This is a genomic window from Streptomyces sp. NPDC087310 (assembly GCF_044744405.1).
Taxonomy (GTDB): Bacteria; Actinomycetota; Actinomycetes; order Streptomycetales; family Streptomycetaceae; genus Streptomyces.
This window is the reverse complement of the sequence record NZ_JBIUYF010000003.1, coordinates 426,217-447,486: the sequence shown is the minus strand read 5'-3', so window position 1 is coordinate 447,486 and position 21,270 is coordinate 426,217. Positions and strand designations below refer to the sequence as shown.

The following is a 21,270-nucleotide window of genomic DNA, read 5'->3' as shown; positions in this document are numbered from 1 at the left end:
CTCCGGGCCCTTCACCGACGAGGTACACGTGACCCCTACACGCGATACGCATGCCACCGGGCGCCGCCGCCCCCGCCTGGGACGCTGGTTCGCACCGCGCGGCTCTCGCACCTTCGTTCTCGGGATATGCGTGGCCGTCGGGGGCATCTCGGGCTCGATACGGGGCGCGATGGACGGTACGGGGATCCTCGAAGTCGCCGGACTGCTCGGACTGGGGATCCTCGGGGTGGCGCTGACCATCCGTTACGTCGTGCTGTACGCCAGGGAGAAATGACCGCCCGTGCTGTCCGGGCGGGGCCGGCGGGCGGGGCTCAGTCGGTGGGCGGGGAGCTCCACCGGAGGCCCGACAGGGCCCGCGCCCGTGCCTCCACCACCGCCATCCGCGCGTCCCGCTCCGCCGGGTCGATGTGCGCCGGCCGGCTCGTCGACTGGCCGGGCCACTTGCGGTACAGGAGGCCGACCTCGGCCGTGTACCAGCCCTGGCTGACGGCGTCCAGCGCGAGCAGCAGCCCGGTGTCCTCGGAGGCCGGCAAGGCCATCCAGCCGCCGAGCGCGAGGACGAGATGGCGGCGGGCGAAGAGGGTGCCCGGGACGACCTGGGGCCGGTAGTCGTTCGCCGACCAGTGCGCGAACAGGGCGCCCCGCTCGATCACCCCCTCGTCGGGGTCCCCCGGGAAGCCGACCGTGGAGCCGTCGGGCAGCAGATCCAAAGCGCGCGACGTCGTCCAGCCAAGGGCACGGTCGCCTTCGAGTACGGCCAGGTCACGGGCGAGCGCGCCCGCCGTCAACTGGTCGTCGGCGTCCAGGACCTTGACGTACTCGCCGTCCGCCAGCGCGAGCGCGAGCGTACGCGCCGTCCCCGGGCCGCCGGGCCGCCCCTGGGCGAAGGTCACCCGCGGATCGTCGGGAACGTACGGGGCGACCTCGTCGCTCCGGCCGTCCTCCTGGATCAGCCAGTGCCACTCCCACCCCTCGGGCAACTCCTGTGCGAGCAGCGACGCGTACGCGTCCGGCAGGAAGTGCGCGGACGGGGCGTGAACGGCGGTAATGACGACGATGCGCCGACGCACGGCACTCACCACCTTTCCAGAGGCGTGACGAAGAGCATTTCCGTGCGGTCGCCGGACAACGTGACCTCGGACATCTCCACCACACGGCCACCGATGTCGTACGACGTCTTCCGGAGCAGCAGGACCGACGTCCCCGGCGGCAGCTCCAGCTCCGCCGCCTCCTCGGGCGTCGGCGGCCGGGCGGTCACCCGCTCCTCGATACGGTCCAGCTCGATCCCCACCGAGAGAAGCTGGTTCTGCGTGCCGCCCGGCCAGGGCTCGTTGGCCGCGTCCAGGAGGTCGGGGTTCGGCTCGACCAGCGCGCGGACAAGGTACGAGGTGACCAGCGCGAACGGCGCGGTCTCCGCCGCGTACCGCGTCCGGTACGTACGCTCCACCAGGGCGGTGCCCTCAGGAACGCCGAGCACCTCGGCCAGCCGCTCGTCCGCCTTGACCTCCCGGTAGGCCGCCTGGAAGACGAGATCGTCGACGCGGAGTCCGGTGGCCTGCTCGGTGGACCCCGTCGCCAGCCGCTCGGCCTCCGGCCGACGCGCCCGGTCCTTCTCCCACTGGTGCCGGTCGTTGCTGCGCAGCACCTTCGTACGGGCGCGGCGGACGAAGTTGCCCCGTCCGTGCTGCTTCTCGACCAGCCCCTCGTCCCGGAGCACCCGGAGAGCGTCACGGATGGTGGGGACGCTCCGGCGGTAGCGCTCCGCGAGCTTCGTCTCCGAGGGCAGCCGGTCACCGGGTCGCGGCTCACCCGCGCGGATGGACTCCCGCAGGTCGTCCGCGATCCGCTCGTACGCCTTGGCCATGTGTGCTCACCGCCCTCTGGTACGACGGCGCCAGGATACGACTCCTCAAGAGGTCCTGACGACTCGGGGAACTCTCTCTCGTCACCCGCAGCGGCCACCCGAAACGGCCACCCGAAACGGCCATCGGCGAAAAGATTCAGACATAAGAATCAAGGACCTGGACACAGAATGCCCATTGTCGAAGTAATTAACGAAATGGATTGATTCACTTCGCCACGGGAATACCATCCCTGGGTACCACCTACACCATGTGAGCATCAGTCGTCCCCTCGCCGCACAGGCCCCAGAAAGATCACCCCGCCCCGGCCGACATCTTCCGCGCCGCCGGGCATCGCGGACCTCCCCGATTCTCACGTGGTGTCGTACGTGCAACACACAGCGCCCCCTCGGGGCGAAATGGGGGAAGTACATGTCGTATTCACGCGGCATAACGGAAGTCCAGGTCAGCAGAGGAGTCCTCTGGGTGGGAGCGGAGACCTATCCGCTGCGCAACATCGCCCGGACGTCGATGAAGGTAGTGACGCCCAATCGCCGCGGGGCGAAAATCCAGTTCGCGAAAAGGCTCGTGCGTGAGCTCATCCTGATGTCCATCGCATTCGGGATCATGCAGGCATCCACGTTTTTCGGCACCGTGATCCTGCTTCTCGCTCTCGGGCTGATCGCCCGCAGCATCCATGAGCTGTACAGGACGCTGAACGCTCCCACTCTTCACGTTCTTGAACTGACGACTTCGGGAAGTCCGCAGACCGCGCTCGTCAGTGACGACAAGAAAGAGATGGACACCGTCTTCCAGCAGGTCATGGCGGCGATGGACAACCCGGAGATCCAGTTCCACTACCAGATGCAGACCTACAACATCAACGGCGACAGCATCTACCAGGTCGGCGACAACAACGTAGGCAAGGTGACCACGTGAGCGGCGACAGCGTCACGCAGTTCGGCAACTTCAACATCGGCATCGTCAAGAGCCAGGGACCGCTGGACGCGCGAACGGCCCACGCGCAGATGGTCAACGCGGCGCTGGCCCTTCGCGGTCAGGTGCAGGGGGCGGACCGGGCGGTCATCGACGACTCCCTGGCCGTCATCAACCATGACGGCCCGATGGACCGGCAGAGGTTCCGTCAGGCACTGGCCGACATCGGCGGAATCGCCGCGCTGGTCGGTGGAGTGGGCGTACCGGTGATCGAGGCGATCAGCCGGCTGATGGAGGCTTTCGGGCTGCAGTAGGCAGGAGGCCGGGCCCGGCCCGGCGTAACCGGCCACGAGGGCTTCGTGGGGCAGGGCGTGGTGGGCCCCAGGGCGTGGTGGGGCAGGACGCGCGGAGGCGGGGCACCGGAATGGGTTCGGTGCCCCGCCTCATATGCCTTCACATGCCCGCACATGGCCTTACGGGGAAGCTCGCGGGGAGCTGGGAAGCCCTCCGCAAGGCGGCTGCCGCCCGCTGACACCGCGGACGGCTCAGCTTTCGCCCTCGCGTTCGCCCAGGGTGACCTGGGCCGTGGACTCCTTGCCGGCGCGCTTGTAGGTGATGGTGACCTTGTCGCCCGGCTTGTGGGTCCAGATCAGGCCGATCAGGGTCGGGCCGCTGTCGATCGGGAGGTCGTTGAACTTCGTGATGACGTCGCCCGCCTTCAGACCCGCCTTGGCCGCGGGGCCGTTCGGGGAGACTGCGGGGCTGCCGCCCTCGCCCTGGGAGGCGATCGTGGCGCCCTCACTCGCCTCGCTCATCGTGACCGTGGCGCCGATCACCGGGTAGACCGGCTTGCCCGTCCTGATGAGCTGCTCAGCGACGTTCTTCGCCTGGTTGATCGGGATGGCGAAGCCGAGGCCGATCGAGCCCGCCTGGGACTGGCCCAGGCCGCCGCTGCCCGCCGACTGGATGGCCGAGTTGATGCCGATGACCGCGCCCCGCGCGTCCAGCAGCGGGCCGCCGGAGTTGCCGGGGTTGATCGACGCGTCGGTCTGGAGGGCGCTCATGTACGAGTTGCTGGAGCCCGAGCCGTCACCGGAGGCGACCGGGCGGTTCTTGGCGCTGATGATGCCCGTCGTCACCGTGTTGGAGAGGCCGAAGGGCGCGCCGATCGCGATCGTCGTGTCGCCGACCGCCACCTGCTCCGAGTTGGCGAGGGGAAGGGGGGAGAGGCCGGCGGGCGCGTTCTTCAGCTTCACGACCGCGACGTCGTACCCCTCGGCCCGGCCCACGACCTCGGCGTTGTACTTCTTGCCGTTGGAGAAGGTCGCGGTGAGGTCACCGCCGTCGGCCGCGGAGGCCACCACATGGTTGTTGGTGAGGATGTGGCCTTCCTTGTCGTAGACGAAGCCGGTGCCCGTACCGCCCTCGCCGTTGCCGCCCTTCGCGTCGATCGTGACGACGCTCGGCAGCGACTTGGCGGCCACCGAGGCGACCGTACCCGCGGCACGCTTGGCCTCCTTCGGCGTGTCCGCCGCGGAGACGGTCGTGGAATCCGCGCCGCCGTTGTCGTTGTTCTCCGCCGCCCAGTAACCGATCCCGCCGCCGACCCCGCCCGCGACGAGCGCGGCCACCAGCACGGCGGCGATGAGCCCGCCCCCGCGTCCGCGCGGCGGCTTCGGCGGCTCGTGCCCCGGCATCGGCGCACCCCAGGAGCCGCCGTCACCGCCGCCTCCGTAGGAGGGGAGTACGGGCGGGGGCGGCGGCCAGCCGGCCCCCACGGGCTGCGCCGCGGTGGGCGTACCCACGGACGCGCCCGCCGGGACGGGCCCGTGGGGCGGCGTGGGAGCCGCATACTCCGGCGCGGGGTAGGCGGGGGCCGCGTACGGGGACGGCGGTGCCTGGCCCGGCTGCTGCGGCGCGCCCGCGGGCTGCTCCGGCGCGGCGCCCGTCGGCTGAGGGGCCGCCGGGTGCGGGGCCGTCGGGTGCGGGCCCGTCGGGTGCGGCTGCGTCGGGGCCTGGCCCGGCTGCGCGCCTGTCGGCGTCGGGCCCGGCCGCTGGTCCGCGGGCTCGGGTGCGGCCTCTCGTGCGACCTCTCGCGGAGCGGACGCGGGTGTGCCCGCGGGAGCGGCATCCGGTACGGGAGGTACGGACGGGACGGCGGGGCCCGCGGTGCCCTCGTTCTCGGTGCTCACAGCTCTTTCTCCTCGGTTCCACTCGGTCTTCGGCAAGAGTCCGCTGTGCAAGTGTCTGCGGTCAGCTTTTCCCACAGCACGTCAGACCACTGTAAGCAGGACCTGTGTATCTGCCTGCCAACCTTTACTCCGGACATTACGGACAGCTCTGGAGGAGACCCCGGAACGGCCCCCGTCGAACACCCGTCTACCCCGTCACGATGACACCATGACGCGGTGACCCAAGCACGACAGCACAGCATCCAGGTCGTCGCCCATCGCGGAGCCTCGGAGGACGCCCCCGAGCACACCCTGGCCGCGTACACGAAAGCCATCGAGGACGGCGCGGACGCCCTTGAGTGCGACGTACGGCTCACCGCCGACGGCCATCTCGTCTGCGTCCACGACCGTCGCGTCAACCGCACCTCCAACGGACGCGGCGCGGTCTCCGCCCTGGAGCTGGCCGATCTCGCGACGCTCGACTTCGGCTCCTGGAAGGACAGCGAGGAGAGCCCGGACTGGCGGGACCCGGAGTTCACCTCCGTACTGACGCTGGAACGCCTCCTCGAACTCGTCGCGGACGCCAGCCGCCCCCTCCAGCTCGCCATCGAGACCAAACATCCCACCCGCTGGGCCGGCCAGGTGGAGGACCGGCTGCTGCACCTGCTGCGCCGCTTCGGCCTGGACACTCCGGGCGACGCGGAATCCGGCGTACGGATCATGAGCTTCTCGGCGCGCTCGCTGCACCGGATCGCGAACGCCGCGCCCCAGCTCCCCACCGTGTACCTGATGCAGTTCGTCTCGCCCCGGCTGCGCGACGGACGGCTGCCCGCCGGCGCGCGCATCGCCGGGCCCGGGATGCGCATCGTCCGCAACCATCCCGGCTACATCACCCGGCTGCAGCAGGCGGGCCACCGCGTCCACGTATGGACGGTGAACGAACCGGAGGACGTCGACCTCTGTGTACGTCTCGGCGTCGACGCGATCATCACCAACCGGCCCCGCCAGGTGCTGTCCCAACTCGGCCGGCCCGTCTGACGCCTCCCTCACGCGACCGCCCGCGGGATACGGACGGTTACGGGTGTGCACCGGCGCGTTCGTCGTAAAGGCGATCGGTACGAGTGCGCCAAAGGCTCTCGTCCGGCCGGTTTCCGGCTCAGGCCGTTGGGGCATTCACACCGTGGCGTGGGGCAAAGGAGGTCTCGGGGGTGGCGTTTGTGGTGACACAGGAAGTACCCACGTCGTCTTGCATGGCCGTTCCCCATGGCCCTGCGGGCGTGGGTAAGGCGCGGCACCGTATGCGGGAGCAGTTGAGCCGCAGCGGGGTCTCGGAGTCGGTCGTCGACGATGCCGTACTGATCCTTTCCGAACTGGTCAGCAACGCGTGCCGGCACGGCAGGCCGCTGGGGCATTCGGAGATCGGCGACGGCGACATCCGCGCGGAGTGGCGCGTCGACAAGGCGGGGCGGCTGACGGTCGAGGTGACGGACGGCGGCGGCCCGACCCGGCCCATTCCGGCCACACCCTCGGTCACGGCACGCGGCGGCCGCGGACTGAACATCATCTCGGCCCTGGCGCAGGAGTGGGGCGTACGGGACAGCGCGACCGGCGAGGTCACCGTCTGGGTGATCGTCACCGAAGGGCACCGCCGCGAGGACTTCGCCACGCGCGTCACGGCCCCCGCCCTGACGGGGCTCGGCGATCTCGACGACCTCGACGGGCTGGAGAGCCTGGAAGGCATGGGCGGACTGGACGGGCTGGACGGCTTCGAGGGGCTGGACGGGCTCGACGGCCTCGGCGGTCTCGGCAGGATCGACGATCTCGGCGGGCTGGATTTCGCGGACTCCCGCGACGACAGGGACTGACGCGCCGACAAGGCCGACGCGCCGCGCCCCGGACGGACCGTCCCGAACGCCGTCCCCCGTTCGTGGCGCCGCACCTCTCCGCCCGTACCCCTCGTCCGTACCGCCTCGCCCGTACGTCCGTGCGCCCGGACGAGGGGGTACGTACGGCGCTCGGGCCGCCCCGCGCTCCCCCGTGAGCCCCGTACGGCCGGGCCCTGTCCGAGCGGGACGCTAGGCTCGCGGCGACACCGCATCGCCGTTCCCGGGAGAAAGCCACCATGGCCAAGAAGCGCCCCCAGACGAAGGCCGCGAAGGCTCAGCTCAAGGACGGCCCCGTCCCGGTGGTGGGGGCCCGCGAGCCCTGCCCGTGCGATTCGGGCCGCCGCTACAAGGCGTGTCACGGCCGCGCCGCCGCGCACGCCGTCACCGAGCTGGTCCAGCGCCCCTTCGAGGGCCTGGCCGGCGAGTGCGACTGGGTCGCGCTGCGCGAACTGGTGCCCGCCGCCACCGTCGAGCTGACCCTCAAGGACGGGCTGCCCGAGGGCGTGCCCTCCGTGACGCTCGCGACGGTCCTGCCGATGGCCTGGCCCGCGCTGCGTCGCGACGACGGCTCCGTCCTGCTCGCCCTCCAGAACGACACGTCGTCCGGCGATCTGAGCCGCGACCTCGCCGACACCCTGCTGCGCGCCCTGGCCTCCGAGCCGGGCCAGCCGGTGGCCGCCCACCGGGTGCCCGCCGACGGCCCCCGCCTCCAGGACCTGCTGGACCCCGCGGCGCCGTTCACCCCGGTCGTGCACTCCGGGTTCGAGTTCTGGGTGCCGGACGCGGAGAACAGCTCGGCGGAGGTGACCGCCTCCCTGGAGCGCGCCAACGCGGCCGCCATCCCGACCTCCCTGCTCTCCGGCACGGACGCCGCGTACTGGTGCGAGACGCCGGAGAAGAACCACCTCCGCTGGGTCATGCCGCACCCCGAGGAGAAGCTGCTGGACGCGCTCGCGCGGCTGCACGCGGCGGGCGCGTCGAGCCTCGGCGAGGGGACCCGGCTGGTCGGTTCCTTCCGGGCGCACGGCCTCACCGTCCCGGTGTGGGACCTGCCGAGCGCGATGGGCGCGGAGGAGTGCGAGAAGCCCGCGGCGGAGTTCGCCGAGCGGCTGGCGGCGGCCCTCGCCGACGACGCGCCGCTGACGGGCGAAGAGCGCCGGGCGCGCGGCGGCCTCACCAACCGACAGGTCACGCTGAGCTGAGCGGCCCCCGAGGGGTTGCGATCCCAAAGGGTTCCACGGAAGTCCACAGAAGTTCACAGGAGTCCGGTGACACCAGTCACACTTTGCCGTACTGGCAAGTAATTCGTTGTCCGAATACGCCGGATCGAATTTGCTAACCGCCGATCTCTTGTTACCGTTCTAGAAGCCCGGTCGCTGGTGCATCCCCCGTCGCCAGCGACCGGGCGTTCGCGTTCCCGGTCCCGTCCGCCCCTGTCGGCCGTCGGGTCAACCGGCCGCAGGGCCGGGGGAGTTGCTTCCCGAACGCAACAGCAGGGGCCCCTCGTGCGCCCCGCTCCCGCTCTTCCCCGGCGCCGCGAACTCCGCCATCGCCAGATAGCCGGAACGCTTTCCCCGGGACGGCTCACGCGGCGTTTCACAGGTCGCCGGTTCGTCGTCCGCCGCGATCGCGCAATGCGTCTGTACGGTGCGCCCGCGCGGGCCCATCAGGCTGAGTACGGCGAGCAGTTCACGGCCCGTCGCATTGCGATAGTAAGTACGGCCCCAGGTGTCGCCGCCCGCGGCGGGACCGTCGGCCAGGACGCATGTCTGCGCCTCGACGCCCTCGGGAGAGACGACTTCAGGCCCGCACAGCTCGACGGTCCGCACCGGCGCGTCCGCACGGGCCTCGGTGTCCGTGCGGGACTCGGTGTCCATGCGCGACCAGGTGTCCGTACGGGCCGCCGTGTCGGTGGCGTCCGTACGCGGCTGTTCGTCCTCGGCGACCGGCGCGGCGGCCGGTTCGGGGGCGGAGGCGGTCCCTGGGCCTCCCTCGGGGCCGAGGGCGTCGAGAGAGCCCAAGGAGCCCAGGGAGGGGCCGAGGGAGCCCGCGGAGGCCACCAGGGGCACCAGTGCGGCGCACACCACGGCGGCCGAGAGCCCGATCATGCGGAGATTCATGGTGGGCCGAAGATAACGGCGGAGCAGGCCGCTCAGGGACACCGCGCGGCCACTTCCCGGACAACTCGGCCCGGCTCACACCCGTACGAGTGACACCGCCGGCGTACGCGCCGACGCGGGAGCCGCCGCACGACAGGACGACCCGGACAGGACGACCCGGACGGGCCGGCCCTTCCGAGCCCTCCCGGATCCGGGCCGGCCACGCGTCGCCGGGCGCCTGTCTCAGTACGCGAGCCTGCTGCCGCCGTCCGGCGCTCCGGTGCTCGCCTCCACCAGCGCGTCCACGACCGCCTCGACATCCGGCAGCCAGGGCGCCGCGGACCCCGCCAGGGGCTCCCGCTCCCAGCGGACCTGCCCGCCGGCCGCCTCGGACGGCGGCAGGACGAGATAGCCGCCCTCGCCGTGGAACCGCAGCGAACTGGGCACCCAGTCCTTCGCGTACAGCAGCTCGCCGAGTTGTTCGAGGGTGTACGGGGCCACCAGCAGCGACCAGCGCGTGGGCGTCGCCACGACCGGGCCGAGCCGCATGCCCATCCGGTCCAGCTCCACCAGCGCCCGCGCGCCGGCGACGGCCGGCAGGCTCACCGCGCACGGCGCGGCGCCGCCGGTGGCCAGCACGATCGGGGCCGTGGGGCGGTTGTTCCACCACCAGCGCACCATGCGCGCGTCAGTGGTCGCCGCGAGCAGCCCGGGATCGAAGGGGTGGGCGCCGGGTACGACGCATTCGGGGTCGGGGCAGGCACAGCCCGGTCCGCGGGTCCCCCGTCCGCCGGCCGCTTTGAGGCCGACGCCGGGAAGTACCGGCCAACCCCACTCCGAGGCGCAGATGAGCGCCGCGTCGAGCTGGGCAGGACTCTTCTTGCTCCCCTTGCGCCGGAGCCGGAGCCTGCGTCGCCTTCCGAGGATCTCGCGCATGAGCGCTCGTTCCTTTCCGTTGAACGCCGAGGTCCACATGACACTGACAACCTGCGTGTGCATGTGTGTGCATCACTTCACCGTGCGTACATCCAACGCTCGGCCGCCCCCTGCCCGCCCGAGGCGCGAACCGTCGTTCCTGGTCCGCGGCGCGTCGCACCGTACCTGGACCGATCACGGACGGTCGTCGTCACTTCTTCGGTTCGTCGCGTGGTCTGAACGGGGTGGAACGTGTGGCGAGGGGTGGCGTGCGCATGGCGCTTGCTGTTCCGCTGTCGCGTGTCGCGCTTGGTAGGGCGCTTGGTTTCCCGCTGTCCCGCTGTGCTTTTCTCGCCACTCCGGGGGATGGGGTGTGGCCTACGGCGGTTAAGACGCCAAGGCCCGCCGCCAGGTTCCGGGGCGGTCCCAACTGCCCCTGTCCGTCACCGTTTACGTACCCCGCATGTTCGGAATGACGCTCACGTTCGGAATGACGCTCCATGGCGCTCCACCAGGGCCGTTGTGGAACTCAGCCCTGGCAGACCCCCTGTTGAACGCCCTCAGTCGATCGCAAAACATGGTCAGGGGGGTCATTTTTTGGACAACTTCAGGATCCCACAGAAACCCACCACTGCGCCAGGACAATGCTGGACATTGCATCTGCTGTGCGTGTACATGTGGATGCAATGCCAGCCGTGCAGAATGACATGGGGGTTTGCGATGCTATTGAGCGAAACGCACCCACCGGGGAGCGACCGCCATGAGCGCCCCTAACTTGCCGAAAGTGGCTGGAATCGATTCAGCGATCACTGCTTCCGCGCACACTGCCGCGCCGCGCGACGTCATTCCGGCCCCGCCGGGTGCACTGATCCAGGACCGGCTGGCCGGCTGGGTCTCGGATCTGACCACGCTCCACGAACTCGTGGAACGTCTGTCCAGAACCGGTTCGCGGGAGGCCGCGCTCGACGAACTGCTGCGCGCCGGGGCCGCCCTGGTCGGCGCCCCACGCGGCCTGGTGGTACTGGAACCGGCCGACGGGCTCGGCCCCGTCACCACCGTCGGCCTCGGCCTCTCGCACGCCGAACTCGGCCATCTGGAGACCGTGCCGCGCCACGCGAGCGCGTACGGCAGGCTGCTCCTCGACGGCGCCGGCTCCGGGTCCGGCTCTAGGTCCGGCTCCGGGGCCGTCTCCGGGTCCGGCGCCGCCCGGTCGGCCGACGGCGTGGCCGAACCCGATCTGTTCGCGGATCCGGCCACGGACCCGCGCCTGCGCGAGGTCGCCGCCCGCCTCGGCTACGGGGCGAGTTACGCCGTACCCCTGCGCACCGATTCGGCCACGGAGGCGACCCCGGCGTGCTCGGGACAGCTCGGCGTGGCCGTCTGGTTGTACGACGAGCCCGCCGAACCGGCGGAGCGCCGGCGCCATCTCGTCGGCCTCTACGCCCGCCACGCCGCCGCCCACCTCGCCCGGCTGCTGGAGCTGGAACGGACCCGCGCCCGCGCCAACGCCCTCGCCGAGGAGCTGCGGCCCGGCCTGCTGCCCCGGGTCCCCGGCGTACGGCTGGCCGCGCGCCGCGCCGGCTTCGGCGCCTACGGGCACGACCACGATCACGGGCACGGGCACGGATACGGCGGCGACTGGTACGACGCGCTGCCGCTCCCCGAGGGCGCCCTGAGCCTGTCCGTCGGTTCGGTCAGCGGCTCGGGGCCCGGCGCGCTCGCCGCCGCGGCGCGGCTGCGCGCCGCCCTGCGGGCGTACGCCGTGATGGAGGGCGAGGACCCCGTCGCCGTACTCTCCGACCTGGAACTGCTCCTCCGGCTCACCGAGCCCGCCCGTACGGCCACCGCGCTCTTCGCGTACGCCGAGCCCGGTCCACGCAAGATCGTGTTCGCCGGGGCGGGGCACGCGCCACCGCTGATCGTCGGGGACCGGCGTACCGAATACGTCGAGACGACCCTGTCCGCGCCGCTCGGGATGCTCTCCTGCTGGCAGGCGCCGAGCGTGGAACTGTGGGCCGCGTCGGGCGAAACGTTGCTGCTTTACACAGATGGGCTGCTGCGCCGTACCGGCGCTCCTATGGACCGCGCCTTCGCGCGTCTGCACGCGGCGGCGGCGAGCGTCCCCCCGTCCGCGCGGAACGATCCGGGGGACGTCGCGGACCATGTCCTGCGGACCCTGTTCCCCGAAGGCCGACAGCAAGGCCGACAGGAAGGACCACGGGAAGAGGACGACGGGGACGTCGTGCTGCTCGCCGCCCGCTTCGACTGATTCCTCTGATTCCTCACAGAAACCCGCCCCTCTTCCCGTCACACATACGATGGAAAAAATGGGCTTTCGTACGAGGAGAAGACGTGGCTGAAGAGCTCACCCCGGAGACACCCGAACCGGAAGCGGAGACCCCCGGGTCGGCGGAAGAACCCATCAAGCAGCGGAAGAACGGTCTGTACCCCGGCGTGTCCGACGAGCTCGCAGAGAACATGAAGTCCGGCTGGGCCGACACCGCGCTGCACGGCCTGCGCCCCATCCCGCAGGCGGCCGAGACCGCCGCCCGCCGCGCCGCCCTCTCCGCGCGCTTCCCCGGCGAGCGCCTGGTGGTCCCCGCGGGGAACCTGAAGACGCGCTCGAACGACACCGAGTACGCGTTCCGCGCGTCCACGGAGTACGCGTACCTCACCGGCGACCAGACCCAGGACGGCGTCCTCGTCCTGGAGCCGCACGACGGAGGGCACCGGGCGACCGTCTACCTGCTGCCGCGCTCCAACCGCGAGAACGGCGAGTTCTGGCTCGACGGCCAGGGCGAGCTGTGGGTCGGCCGCCGCCACTCGCTCGACGAGGCGGAGCAGCTCCTCGGCCTGCCCGCCAAGGACGTACGGGAGCTGCCCGCGGCGCTCACGGCGGCCACGGGGCCCGTCCGTGCCGTCCGTGGACATGACGCGGGGATCGAGGCGGCGCTGGCCGACAAGGTCACCGCCGAGCGCGACGAGGAGCTGCGCGCCCATCTCTCCGAGGCGCGCGCCGTGAAGGACGCCTTCGAGATCGGCGAGCTGCAGAAGGCCGTCGACTCGACCGTCCGGGGCTTCGAGGACGTCGTACGGATCCTCGACAAGGCCGAGGCGACCAGCGAGCGCTACATCGAGGGAACCTTCTTCCTGCGCGCCCGCGTCGAGGGCAACGACATCGGTTACGGCTCGATCTGCGCGGCGGGCCCGCACGCGACCACCCTGCACTGGGTACGGAACGACGGCGACGTACGCTCCGGCGACCTGCTGCTGCTCGACGCCGGTGTGGAGACGCACACCCTCTACACCGCCGACGTCACGCGCACGCTGCCGATCAACGGCAGCTACAGCGAGATCCAGCGGAAGATCTACGACGCGGTGTACGAGTCCCAGGAGGCGGGTATCGCGGCGGTCAGGCCCGGCGCGAAGTACCGGGACTTCCACGACGCCTCGCAGCGCGTCCTCGCCGAGAAGCTGGTCGAGTGGGGGCTGCTGGAGGGCCCGGTCGAGCGCGCCCTCGAACTGGGGCTCCAGCGCCGCTGGACCCTGCACGGCACCGGCCACATGCTCGGCCTCGACGTCCACGACTGCGCCGCCGCGCGGCGGGAGGCGTACGTGGACGGGACGCTGGAGCCGGGCATGTGCCTGACCGTCGAGCCAGGTCTCTACTTCCAGGCCGATGATCTGACCGTGCCGGAGGAGTACCGGGGGATCGGCGTCCGGATCGAGGACGACATCCTCGTCACGGAGGACGGGAACCGGAACCTGTCGGCCGGTCTGCCGCGCCGGGCGGACGAGGTCGAGGCATGGATGGCGGCCCTCAAGCAGTCCTGACCTGACGCGGCCCGCTCCTGGTGGGCCGCTCCCGGCCGGCCTCTTCGGTCGGCCGGGAGCGGCCTACGGGGACCGGGCCGGCGCAGGGATCCGGTTCGCGGGCGCCGGCCCACGCTCCGGTGGTCGGCCCACGCTCCGGTGTCAGCCCACGCTCAGCAGGGCGTCCCCGCGCCATTTGAGGACCTTGTCGAAGCTGACGACGGCGCCGTGCCCCGGCCGGTTACGGACGTGCACGTGGTCGGCGAGCTGCTCGATCATGCGGAGCCCGCGGCCGTTCTCGGCGGTCGCCGCGGTCGCGGCGGGACGGCGCACCACCCGCCGGGCCGGGAAACCGGGGCCGGAATCGGCCACCTCGATACGGCAACGCTCGCCGTCGAGATACGCGGTCACCTGGTACGCGCCGGGCGCGTCCCCGGAGGAACGTTCACCCCCGCCGTGCTCGACGGCGTTCGCGCAAGCCTCGGTGAGGGCGACCGACAGGTCGAACGAGATGTCCGGATCGACCCCCGCGGTCCGCATGGCGTCGAGCAGAAGGCGCCGGGCGAGCGGAACGCTCGCGGCTTCACGTCGCAAGTGGAGAGACCACCAGATGCTCATGTGTCAGCCTCCTGGCTGCGGCTGTTCAGGCTGCTGCGGCTCGACATACCGATACGTATTGCCCCACCGGCCGCCCTGTAAGCACACGATTGACGTGATAGCCCTCATTCGGCGGATGCGAGGCGGATGCACGGCGTGTATAGGGCGAGTCATGCATGGAAAGGGCTGACATCGGGCAGACGCTGACCTTCCGGACCTGCCCTACGGAGCCGGGTGCCGCAGTGCGATGATGGCCCGGCCATGTCCAGTCCCGTCCGCATACGTGCCGGAGCCGCGCCGCGGCTGCTGAGGGCCGCGGTGTTCACCGCGGTCTGCGTCCTGCTGTCGGCGACGGGACACGCCGTGGCGGCCTGTGCGCCCGTCCCCTGGTGGACCCTGCTCGTGGGATTCCTGGGGGTCTTCGCGGTCGCGGCGCCGCTGGCCGGACGCGCCCGCTCCACCGGGGCCGTCGTCATCGCCCTGGCGGGCGGCCAGCTCGGTCTGCACACCCTGTTCGGCATCGGCCAGCACCAGATCCGTGTCCCGGCCGGCAGCGACGACGTACTGATCCGCATGGCCGCGAGATTCGTCTGCGGGGCGGGCTCCGGCCCGCTGAGCCCCGTCGACGCGCAGCGCATCCTGGCCGAGGCGGGCGTCGCCGCACCGACCTCGACGGGCGCGGCGCAGTCGGCGGCGGGCGGCGCCCATCACCACATGGCGACGGTCGGATCCGCGGCCACCGGACCACTCACCGCCTCGGGCGAGGGGCTGCTGCCCTCCGTACCGATGATGCTCGCGCACCTGCTGGCCGCCCTCGCGGCCGGCTGGCTGCTGCGCCGCGGCGACCTGGCGCTGCTCCGGCTCGGCAAGCTCTCGGCGGACGGCATCGGCGAGGTCGCGGAGAGTGCGCCGCTGCGCGCCCTGCGCGCCGCTCTCGCGCTCGTACGGGCCCTGCGCGCCGGGCTCCCCGGCGTGCCCACGCCCGAGCCGCGCGCCGCGCACGCCTCCTCGCACGGCGCTCACCCGGTGCCGGCCGGGGAAACACTCCAGCACACGGTGATCAGGCGCGGCCCGCCGGCCGTCTGCGCTCTCGCGGCCTGACGCGACAGACCCCGCCCCACGCACCCACGCACGGCCCGCGCTTTCGCGCGCTCCGTCGAGCCATTCCCGTCGATTCCCGTTGATTCCAGTCGTTTTCAGACGGCTTCTGACTGCTTCAGAAGGCTTCTGGCTGCTTCAGTCGGTGCTCGGTGTGTGGTCGGGGGGAGTGTCGCCGTGCCGTCGCGCTCGCAGCCGCGCGCGCCTCGGCCGGTCCTGGGCCGGGTGAGCTTCCGGCACGCCCACCGACCGATCACCGCTTCCCTCATCCTGTGGAGTGTTCCGTGTTCCGAGCCTTCTCCTCGCTGCCCCTCGGCTCCCCCACCGTCGACCGTCTCACCGTCGGCCGTCTCGCCATCGGCCGTCTCGCCGTCGTCGGTGGTGTCGCCGGCTCCGCCCTGTTCCTGCTGGCCGGACCTGCCTCCGCGCATGTCGGCGTGCAGCCCCAGGGCGAGGCCGCCCAGGGCGGCTACGCCGTCATCAACTTCAAGGTGCCCAACGAGCGGGACGACGCCTCCACCACCAAGATCGAGGTGAACTTCCCGGCCGACCACCCGCTGGCCTCCGTGATGCCGCAGCCCGTGCCCGGCTGGAAGGCCACCGTGGCCAAGGAAAAGCTCACCAAGCCGCTGAAGATGCACGGCAACACCATCACCGAGGCCGTCTCCAAGGTCACCTGGACCTCGACCGGCGGCAAGATCGGCCCCGGTGAGTTCCAGCAGTTCCCGCTCTCCGTCGGGCAACTCCCCGAGGACACCGACCAACTGGTCTTCAAGGCCCTCCAGACGTACGACAACAAGGAAGTCGTCCGGTGGATCGAGGAGCCCAAGGAGGGCGAGGAGGAACCCCAGAGCCCCGCACCGGTGCTGAAGCTCACCGCGGCCACGGGTGACGGGCACGGCGGCTCCGGCTCCGACTCCGACCACGACTCCGCCTCGGACGCCGACGCCGACAAGGCCGCGGCCAAGACCGGTGCCCAGCAGAACGGCGCCACCGAGACGGCCTCCGCCGACAGCAGCGACACGACCGCCCGCGTCCTCGGCGGTGTCGGCATCGCCGTCGGCGCGGCGGGGGTGGCGTTCGGCGTCCTGGCCGGCCGGCGCCGTACCACCGCCTGACCCGCGGTCCCCGACCCGCGGCCCTGACACGCCGTACCCACCGCACCACGTACGACGCGGCCGTGGCGGGCGAGGCTGGGACTCCCCCGGCCCGCTCGTCCGGCCGCCACCGCACTCACACCAGGAAACAGCCCTATGCGCACCAAGAAGACCGTGACCACCGCCGCCGCTCTCGCGGCCGTGGCAGCACTCACCCTCACCGCCTGCGGCAGCGGCGACGACTCCGCGAAGCCGGTCGCCGATGTCTCCACCCAGGCCAAGACCCAGGCCGCGACGGTGCTCGACCAGCCGTTCAAGAAGCCGAACCTCGTCCTCAAGGACACCCAGGGCAAGGAGTACGACCTCCGCGAGGCGACCAAGGGCAAGCCGACGCTGATCTACTTCGGCTACACCAACTGCCCGGACGTCTGTCCGCTGACGATGAGCAACATCGCCATCGCCAGGAAGTCGCTCCCCAAGGCGGACCAGGAGAAGCTCCAGGTCGTCTTCGTCACCACCGACCCCGAGCGGGATACCTCCGCCGAGCTCGCCAAGTGGCTGCCCAGCGCCGGCGACCCGACCTTCGTCGGGCTGACCGGCGACTTCCCGACCATCCAGGCGGGCGCACGCCAGCTCGGCATCGGCATCGACGCCCCCAAGAAGGAGAAGGACGGCACCACCGTCTCCATGCACGGCACCCAGGTCATCGCGTTCTCACCGAAGACCGACGCCGGATACGTCCTGTACGGCGAGGACGCCACCTCGGACGACTACGCCAAGGACCTCCCGAAGATCATCAAGGGCGAGAACCCGTGAACCGGCGCACCACCTCCCTCGTACTCACCATCGGCCTCACCACCACGCTCACCCTGACCGCCTGCTCCTCTCCGAACACCCCCGAACTCAAGGTCAGCGACGGCTACATGCCCCGCCCCGTCAGCGACCTCGGCGCCGGCTTCCTCACCGTCACCAACAGCGGCGCCGCCGACGACAAACTCACCTCCGTCACCAGCGACATCTCCGACGACGTCACCATCCACCGGACCGAGAACCAGAAGATGCAGGAGGTGAAGTCCTTCGACATCCCCGCCGGCGGCGCACTGGATCTCGAACGCGGCGGCAGCCATCTCATGTTCATGAATCTCAAGTCCCGCCCCGCGCAGGGCCAGAAGGTCGGCATCGAACTGCACTTCGAGAAGGCCGACCCCATCAAGGTCGAGCTTCCCGTGAAGGAGACCACCTACAACCCCGCCCACCACTGAGGCGGAGACCCCGCCCCAGACCGAGGGACTGAGAGACCTATGACAGCCACCGCCCCGCGCTTCGGAGCCGTATCCCTGGTGCGGCTGCTTCTCGTCACCACGGTGCTCCTCGGCACCGTCCTCACCGTGCTCTCCGGCACGGCATCGGCGCACGCAGCACTCACCGGGAGCACCCCCGAGGACGGGGCGGTGGTCGCCACCGCCCCTCAGGACATCACCCTCACTTTCTCCGAGCAGATCGCCATGGGCGACGACTCGATCCGCGTACTCGATCCGGACAACAAGCGCGCCGACACCGCGAAGATCCGCGATCTGGGCACAGGCTCCACCGTCAAATACGGCGTCGGCCTGAAAGCCGGCCTGCCCGACGGCACCTACACCGTCGCGTGGCGGGCCGTCTCCGCCGACAGCCACCCCGTCTCCGGGGCCTTCACCTTCTCCATCGGAGCACCCTCCAAGACCACCGCCGCCGTCCCCGACGAGAAGGTCGGCGGCGGGCTCGTGGGCACCCTGTACGACATCACCCGCTACCTCGCGTACACCGGCTTCATCCTGCTCGTCGGCGGCACGGCCTTCATCCTCCTCTGCTGGCAGCGCGGCGCGTCCGTACGGCCCCTGCAACGGCTCGTCGTCCAGGGCTGGCTCGCCCTGACCGCCGCCACCCTCGCCATGCTGCTCCTGCGCACCCCGTACACCGGCTCGGGCAAGCTGGCCGACGCCTTCGACCTCGGCGGGCTCCAGGACGTCCTGACCACCAAGACCGGCGCGGCCCTCGTCTCCCGGCTGCTGCTGCTCGGCGCCGCCGCCCTGTTCATCGCCGTTCTCTTCGGCACGTACGCCAGGCGCGAGGCGCCGGAAGAGAAAGGGGAGGAGGCGAACCCAGGGGAAGGCACGGAGGAGAGCACGGGAACGAGGGAGAGCACCGGAACGGCGGAGAAGACGCCGAGCACGGAGAAGAACGACCTCGCTTTCGGACTAGGGATGGGCGGCACCGTCGTCGCCGCCGGGATCGCCGCCACCTGGGCTCTCGCCGAACATGCCTCGACCGGGATCCAGCCCGGTGTCGCCATGCCCGTGGACGTCCTGCACCTGCTGGCGGTGGCCACCTGGCTCGGCGGGCTGACAGCGCTGCTCATCGCCCTCTACAAGGCGCCTTTCATAGAGAGCGCGGCGATACGGCGCTTCTCCCGCATCGCTTTCGTCAGCGTCGTCGTCCTCGCCGCGACCGGGCTCTACCAGTCCTGGCGGCAGGTCGGATCGTGGTCGGCGCTCGGGGGAACGTCATACGGGCGGCTCCTTCTGGTCAAGGTCGGGCTGGTGGCCGTCCTGGTCGTGATCGCCTGGTTCTCACGACGGTGGACAGGACGGCTCGCGGAAGGGACAGGGGCGGACTCAGGAACAGGCTCGGAGGCAGGGACAGAAGCAGAGGCAGAGGTAGGGACAGGGACAGGAGCGAAGGCCGAAGCCGCGGCGGAACCGGAGACTGGGAGTGGACCCGAGACCCCCGCGGCGACAACCGTCGTTGGTGACGCCGAGAGAGCTACCCAGCTCACACGCCAGAAAGCCGCGATGGCGAGCGCACGCCAGAAACGTCTGCGTGACTCCGATCCCGAGCGGACCGGACTGCGCCGCTCCGTTCTCGCCGAGGCCGGCGTGGCCGTCGTACTCCTCGCCGTCACGACCGTGCTGACCTCCACCGAGCCGGCCCGTACCGCCGAGCAGGAGACCGGCCGGGCCGGCGCAGCGGCGGCCACCGAGCCCGAGAAGACGGGCCCCACCACCGTCACCCTGCCCTTCGACACCGGCGGCGAGAACGGCCAGGGCACCGTCAGGCTCACCCTCGACCCGGCACGCTCCGGCGTGAACGTCATGGACATCTACCTCGACGACGCCGAGGGAAAGGTCATGGACGTGCCCGAGGTGAAGATCGCGTTCACCCTCACGGCCGAGAAGATCGGCCCGCTGCCGATCGTGCCCGTACGCGCCGCCGCCGGAAAATGGACCGCGGACCCCGTCCTGCTCCCGATGCCCGGTGACTGGAAGCTCCAGGTGACCGTGCGGACCTCGGACATCGACCAGACGACCGTCGACAAGAACGTGAAGATCGGCTGACTCACCGTGAGCGACACCCGACAGACCCCGACCACCCCGGCCGGCCCGAACGGCCCGAACGCCTCCTCGGATCCCTCCTCGGCTCCCTCGGCCGCCTCGGCTCCCTCTGACGCGCCCGACGACGCGAGGACGGCCGGCACCCCCACCGTCTCCAGACGGCGGCTGCTCGGCACCGCGGGCGCCGCCGGAGCCGCCGGACTGGCGCTCGGCGCCGCGGGCGGCGCCGGCTACGCGACCGCCCGCCGCCCCGAACCGGTCACCGCGCTGACCACCGTCGGCACCGAGGCCGTCCCCTTCCACGGCGCACACCAGTCCGGCATCACCACCCCGGCGCACGCCCGCGGCCACCTGGTCGCCTTCGACCTGGCCCCCGGCGCGGGCCGGAAGGAGGCCGCCGCGCTGCTCCGCCGCTGGTCGGCCTCGGCCCAGGCACTGATGGCCGGCGAACCGTCCACCGACCGGACCGGAAGCCTCAAGAGCGGCGGCCATGACACCGGGATCGCCCTGGACGCCGGCCCGTCCTCCCTCACCGTGACCTTCGGCTTCGGCCGCACCTTCTTCGACCGTACGGAACTCACCACCCACCGCCCCACCGCCCTCGACCCCCTGCCCGCCTTCTCCTCCGACCATCTCGACGCCGCGCGCAGCAACGGCGACCTGTGGATCCAGATCGGCTCCGACGACGCGCTGGTCGCCTTCCACGCCCTGCGCACGCTCCAGAAGGACGCGGGCTCGGCGGCCCGGGTGCGCTGGCAGATGAACGGGTTCAACCGCTCCCCCGGCGCTACCGCGCAGCCCATGACCGCCCGCAATCTGATGGGCCAGGTCGACGGCACCCGTAACCCGAAACCGTCCGACCCGGACTTCGACCAGCGGATCTTCGTACCGGCGAAGGTGCCCGCAGGCACCCCGGAGTGGATGGCCGGCGGCTCGTACGCGGTCGTACGGCGCATCCGCATGCTCCTCGACGACTGGGAGGAGCTGACGGTGGCGAAGCAGGAGCAGGTCATCGGGCGCCGCAAGGCCGACGGAGCCCCGCTCACCGGCGGTACGGAGACCACCGAGCCGGATCTCGACAAGCGCGGACCCGACGGCGATCTCATGATCCCCAGCAACGCGCACGCCCGGATCTCCCGGCCGGACGCGAACGGCGGGGCCGCCATGCTGCGCCGTCCGTTCTCCTTCCACGACGGCATCGGCGCCGACGGAACACCGGACGCCGGGCTCCTCTTCGTCTGCTGGCAGGCCGACCCGCTCAAGGGGTTCGTACCCGTGCAGCGCAAGCTCGACCGCGGGGACGCGCTGTCGGCGTTCATCCGCCACGAGTCGAGCGGGCTGTTCGCGGTGCCGGGAGGCGCGGGCCGGGGGGAGTACGTCGGCCAGCGGCTGCTGGAGTCCTGAGCCTGCCCCGCCCTGCGGCCCTGCCCTGCCTTGCCTTGCCTT

19 protein-coding genes and 1 pseudogene are annotated in these 21,270 nt (G+C 71.2%); 14 read left to right on the top strand and 6 right to left on the bottom strand.

Going from position 1 to position 21,270, the window contains the following annotated elements; all coding sequences use genetic code 11:
* Positions 1 to 28 precede the first annotated feature (28 nt).
* Positions 29 to 274, top strand: coding sequence for a hypothetical protein (locus ACIO3P_RS12545; RefSeq protein WP_401849155.1), 246 nt, complete (start codon positions 29 to 31; stop codon positions 272 to 274).
* Positions 275 to 311: 37 nt separating this feature from the next.
* Here ACIO3P_RS12545 and ACIO3P_RS12540 read toward each other — a convergent pair whose 3' ends face one another.
* Together ACIO3P_RS12540 and ACIO3P_RS12535 are read right to left on the bottom strand one after the other, a co-directional pair.
* Positions 312 to 1,070, bottom strand: a complete 759-nt coding sequence (locus tag ACIO3P_RS12540; RefSeq protein ID WP_401849154.1) for a glycosyltransferase family 2 protein — start codon at positions 1,068 to 1,070, stop codon at positions 312 to 314.
* Between the two features lie 5 nt (positions 1,071 to 1,075).
* Positions 1,076 to 1,864, bottom strand: a complete 789-nt coding sequence (locus ACIO3P_RS12535) for a GntR family transcriptional regulator (RefSeq protein WP_329822887.1) — start codon at positions 1,862 to 1,864, stop codon at positions 1,076 to 1,078.
* 409 nt (positions 1,865 to 2,273) lie between these two features.
* Here ACIO3P_RS12535 and ACIO3P_RS12530 point away from each other — a divergent pair, with 409 nt between their 5' ends.
* Both ACIO3P_RS12530 and ACIO3P_RS12525 read left to right on the top strand, forming a co-directional pair.
* On the top strand, positions 2,274 to 2,780 hold the full coding sequence (locus ACIO3P_RS12530) for a DUF6232 family protein (protein WP_329822886.1): 507 nt from the start codon (positions 2,274 to 2,276) through the stop codon (positions 2,778 to 2,780).
* Positions 2,777 to 3,091: a hypothetical protein gene (locus ACIO3P_RS12525; RefSeq protein WP_401849152.1), complete on the top strand. Its 315-nt coding sequence runs from the start codon at positions 2,777 to 2,779 to the stop codon at positions 3,089 to 3,091. The genes ACIO3P_RS12530 and ACIO3P_RS12525 overlap by 4 nt, the downstream gene beginning before the upstream one ends.
* Before the next feature lie 231 nt (positions 3,092 to 3,322).
* Here the strand turns inward: ACIO3P_RS12525 and ACIO3P_RS12520 are convergent, their stop codons facing one another.
* Positions 3,323 to 4,969, bottom strand: coding sequence for a trypsin-like peptidase domain-containing protein (locus ACIO3P_RS12520; RefSeq protein WP_401793437.1), 1,647 nt, complete (start codon positions 4,967 to 4,969; stop codon positions 3,323 to 3,325).
* A gap of 216 nt (positions 4,970 to 5,185) precedes the next feature.
* On the opposite strand from ACIO3P_RS12520, the gene ACIO3P_RS12515 reads away from it, so the two are divergent.
* From ACIO3P_RS12515 to ACIO3P_RS12505, 3 genes are all read left to right on the top strand, one after another.
* Positions 5,186 to 5,986: a glycerophosphodiester phosphodiesterase gene (locus ACIO3P_RS12515; protein ID WP_401849151.1), complete on the top strand. Its 801-nt coding sequence runs from the start codon at positions 5,186 to 5,188 to the stop codon at positions 5,984 to 5,986.
* A gap of 83 nt (positions 5,987 to 6,069) precedes the next feature.
* Positions 6,070 to 6,813, top strand: a complete 744-nt coding sequence (locus ACIO3P_RS12510; protein WP_329822882.1) for an ATP-binding protein — start codon at positions 6,070 to 6,072, stop codon at positions 6,811 to 6,813.
* Positions 6,814 to 7,070: 257 nt separating this feature from the next.
* Positions 7,071 to 8,036 carry a DUF5926 family protein gene (locus tag ACIO3P_RS12505; RefSeq protein ID WP_401849149.1) on the top strand — a complete coding sequence of 322 codons (966 nt, stop codon included), beginning with the start codon at positions 7,071 to 7,073 and terminating at the stop codon, positions 8,034 to 8,036.
* Positions 8,037 to 8,282: 246 nt separating this feature from the next.
* Here ACIO3P_RS12505 and ACIO3P_RS12500 read toward each other — a convergent pair whose 3' ends face one another.
* Both ACIO3P_RS12500 and ACIO3P_RS12495 read right to left on the bottom strand, forming a co-directional pair.
* Positions 8,283 to 8,954, bottom strand: a complete 672-nt coding sequence (locus tag ACIO3P_RS12500; protein ID WP_401849147.1) for a hypothetical protein — start codon at positions 8,952 to 8,954, stop codon at positions 8,283 to 8,285.
* 222 nt (positions 8,955 to 9,176) lie between these two features.
* Positions 9,177 to 9,869, bottom strand: coding sequence for a bifunctional DNA primase/polymerase (locus ACIO3P_RS12495; RefSeq protein WP_329822879.1), 693 nt, complete (start codon positions 9,867 to 9,869; stop codon positions 9,177 to 9,179).
* Between the two features lie 623 nt (positions 9,870 to 10,492).
* On the opposite strand from ACIO3P_RS12495, the pseudogene ACIO3P_RS12490 reads away from it, so the two are divergent.
* Together ACIO3P_RS12490 and ACIO3P_RS12485 are read left to right on the top strand one after the other, a co-directional pair.
* Positions 10,493 to 12,117 (top strand): annotated as a pseudogene (locus ACIO3P_RS12490) (PP2C family protein-serine/threonine phosphatase).
* Between the two features lie 83 nt (positions 12,118 to 12,200).
* Positions 12,201 to 13,682: an aminopeptidase P family protein gene (locus tag ACIO3P_RS12485; protein WP_329822878.1), complete on the top strand. Its 1,482-nt coding sequence runs from the start codon at positions 12,201 to 12,203 to the stop codon at positions 13,680 to 13,682.
* Positions 13,683 to 13,823: 141 nt separating this feature from the next.
* Here the strand turns inward: ACIO3P_RS12485 and ACIO3P_RS12480 are convergent, their stop codons facing one another.
* Positions 13,824 to 14,279 carry an ATP-binding protein gene (locus ACIO3P_RS12480; protein ID WP_329822877.1) on the bottom strand — a complete coding sequence of 152 codons (456 nt, stop codon included), beginning with the start codon at positions 14,277 to 14,279 and terminating at the stop codon, positions 13,824 to 13,826.
* A gap of 240 nt (positions 14,280 to 14,519) precedes the next feature.
* Here ACIO3P_RS12480 and ACIO3P_RS12475 point away from each other — a divergent pair, with 240 nt between their 5' ends.
* The 6 genes from ACIO3P_RS12475 to efeB all read left to right on the top strand — a co-directional run bounded on the left by ACIO3P_RS12475 (position 14,520) and on the right by efeB (position 21,228).
* A complete protein-coding gene (locus ACIO3P_RS12475) occupies positions 14,520 to 15,359 on the top strand; it encodes a hypothetical protein (RefSeq protein WP_329822876.1) in 840 nt (279 codons plus the stop codon).
* Positions 15,360 to 15,712: 353 nt separating this feature from the next.
* A complete protein-coding gene (locus tag ACIO3P_RS12470) occupies positions 15,713 to 16,474 on the top strand; it encodes a YcnI family protein (RefSeq protein WP_401849539.1) in 762 nt (253 codons plus the stop codon).
* 135 nt (positions 16,475 to 16,609) lie between these two features.
* Positions 16,610 to 17,269 carry an SCO family protein gene (locus ACIO3P_RS12465; protein ID WP_329822875.1) on the top strand — a complete coding sequence of 220 codons (660 nt, stop codon included), beginning with the start codon at positions 16,610 to 16,612 and terminating at the stop codon, positions 17,267 to 17,269.
* Positions 17,266 to 17,715 (top strand): copper chaperone PCu(A)C, encoded by a 450-nt coding sequence (locus ACIO3P_RS12460; protein WP_329822874.1) that lies wholly within the window; start codon positions 17,266 to 17,268, stop codon positions 17,713 to 17,715. Before ACIO3P_RS12465 ends, ACIO3P_RS12460 begins: the two co-directional genes overlap by 4 nt.
* A gap of 39 nt (positions 17,716 to 17,754) precedes the next feature.
* Entirely contained in the window at positions 17,755 to 19,827 is a 2,073-nt protein-coding gene (locus tag ACIO3P_RS12455; RefSeq protein ID WP_401849146.1) for a copper resistance CopC/CopD family protein, read from the top strand.
* A gap of 162 nt (positions 19,828 to 19,989) precedes the next feature.
* Positions 19,990 to 21,228, top strand: coding sequence for an iron uptake transporter deferrochelatase/peroxidase subunit (efeB, locus tag ACIO3P_RS12450; RefSeq protein WP_401849538.1), 1,239 nt, complete (start codon positions 19,990 to 19,992; stop codon positions 21,226 to 21,228).
* Positions 21,229 to 21,270 lie beyond the last annotated feature (42 nt).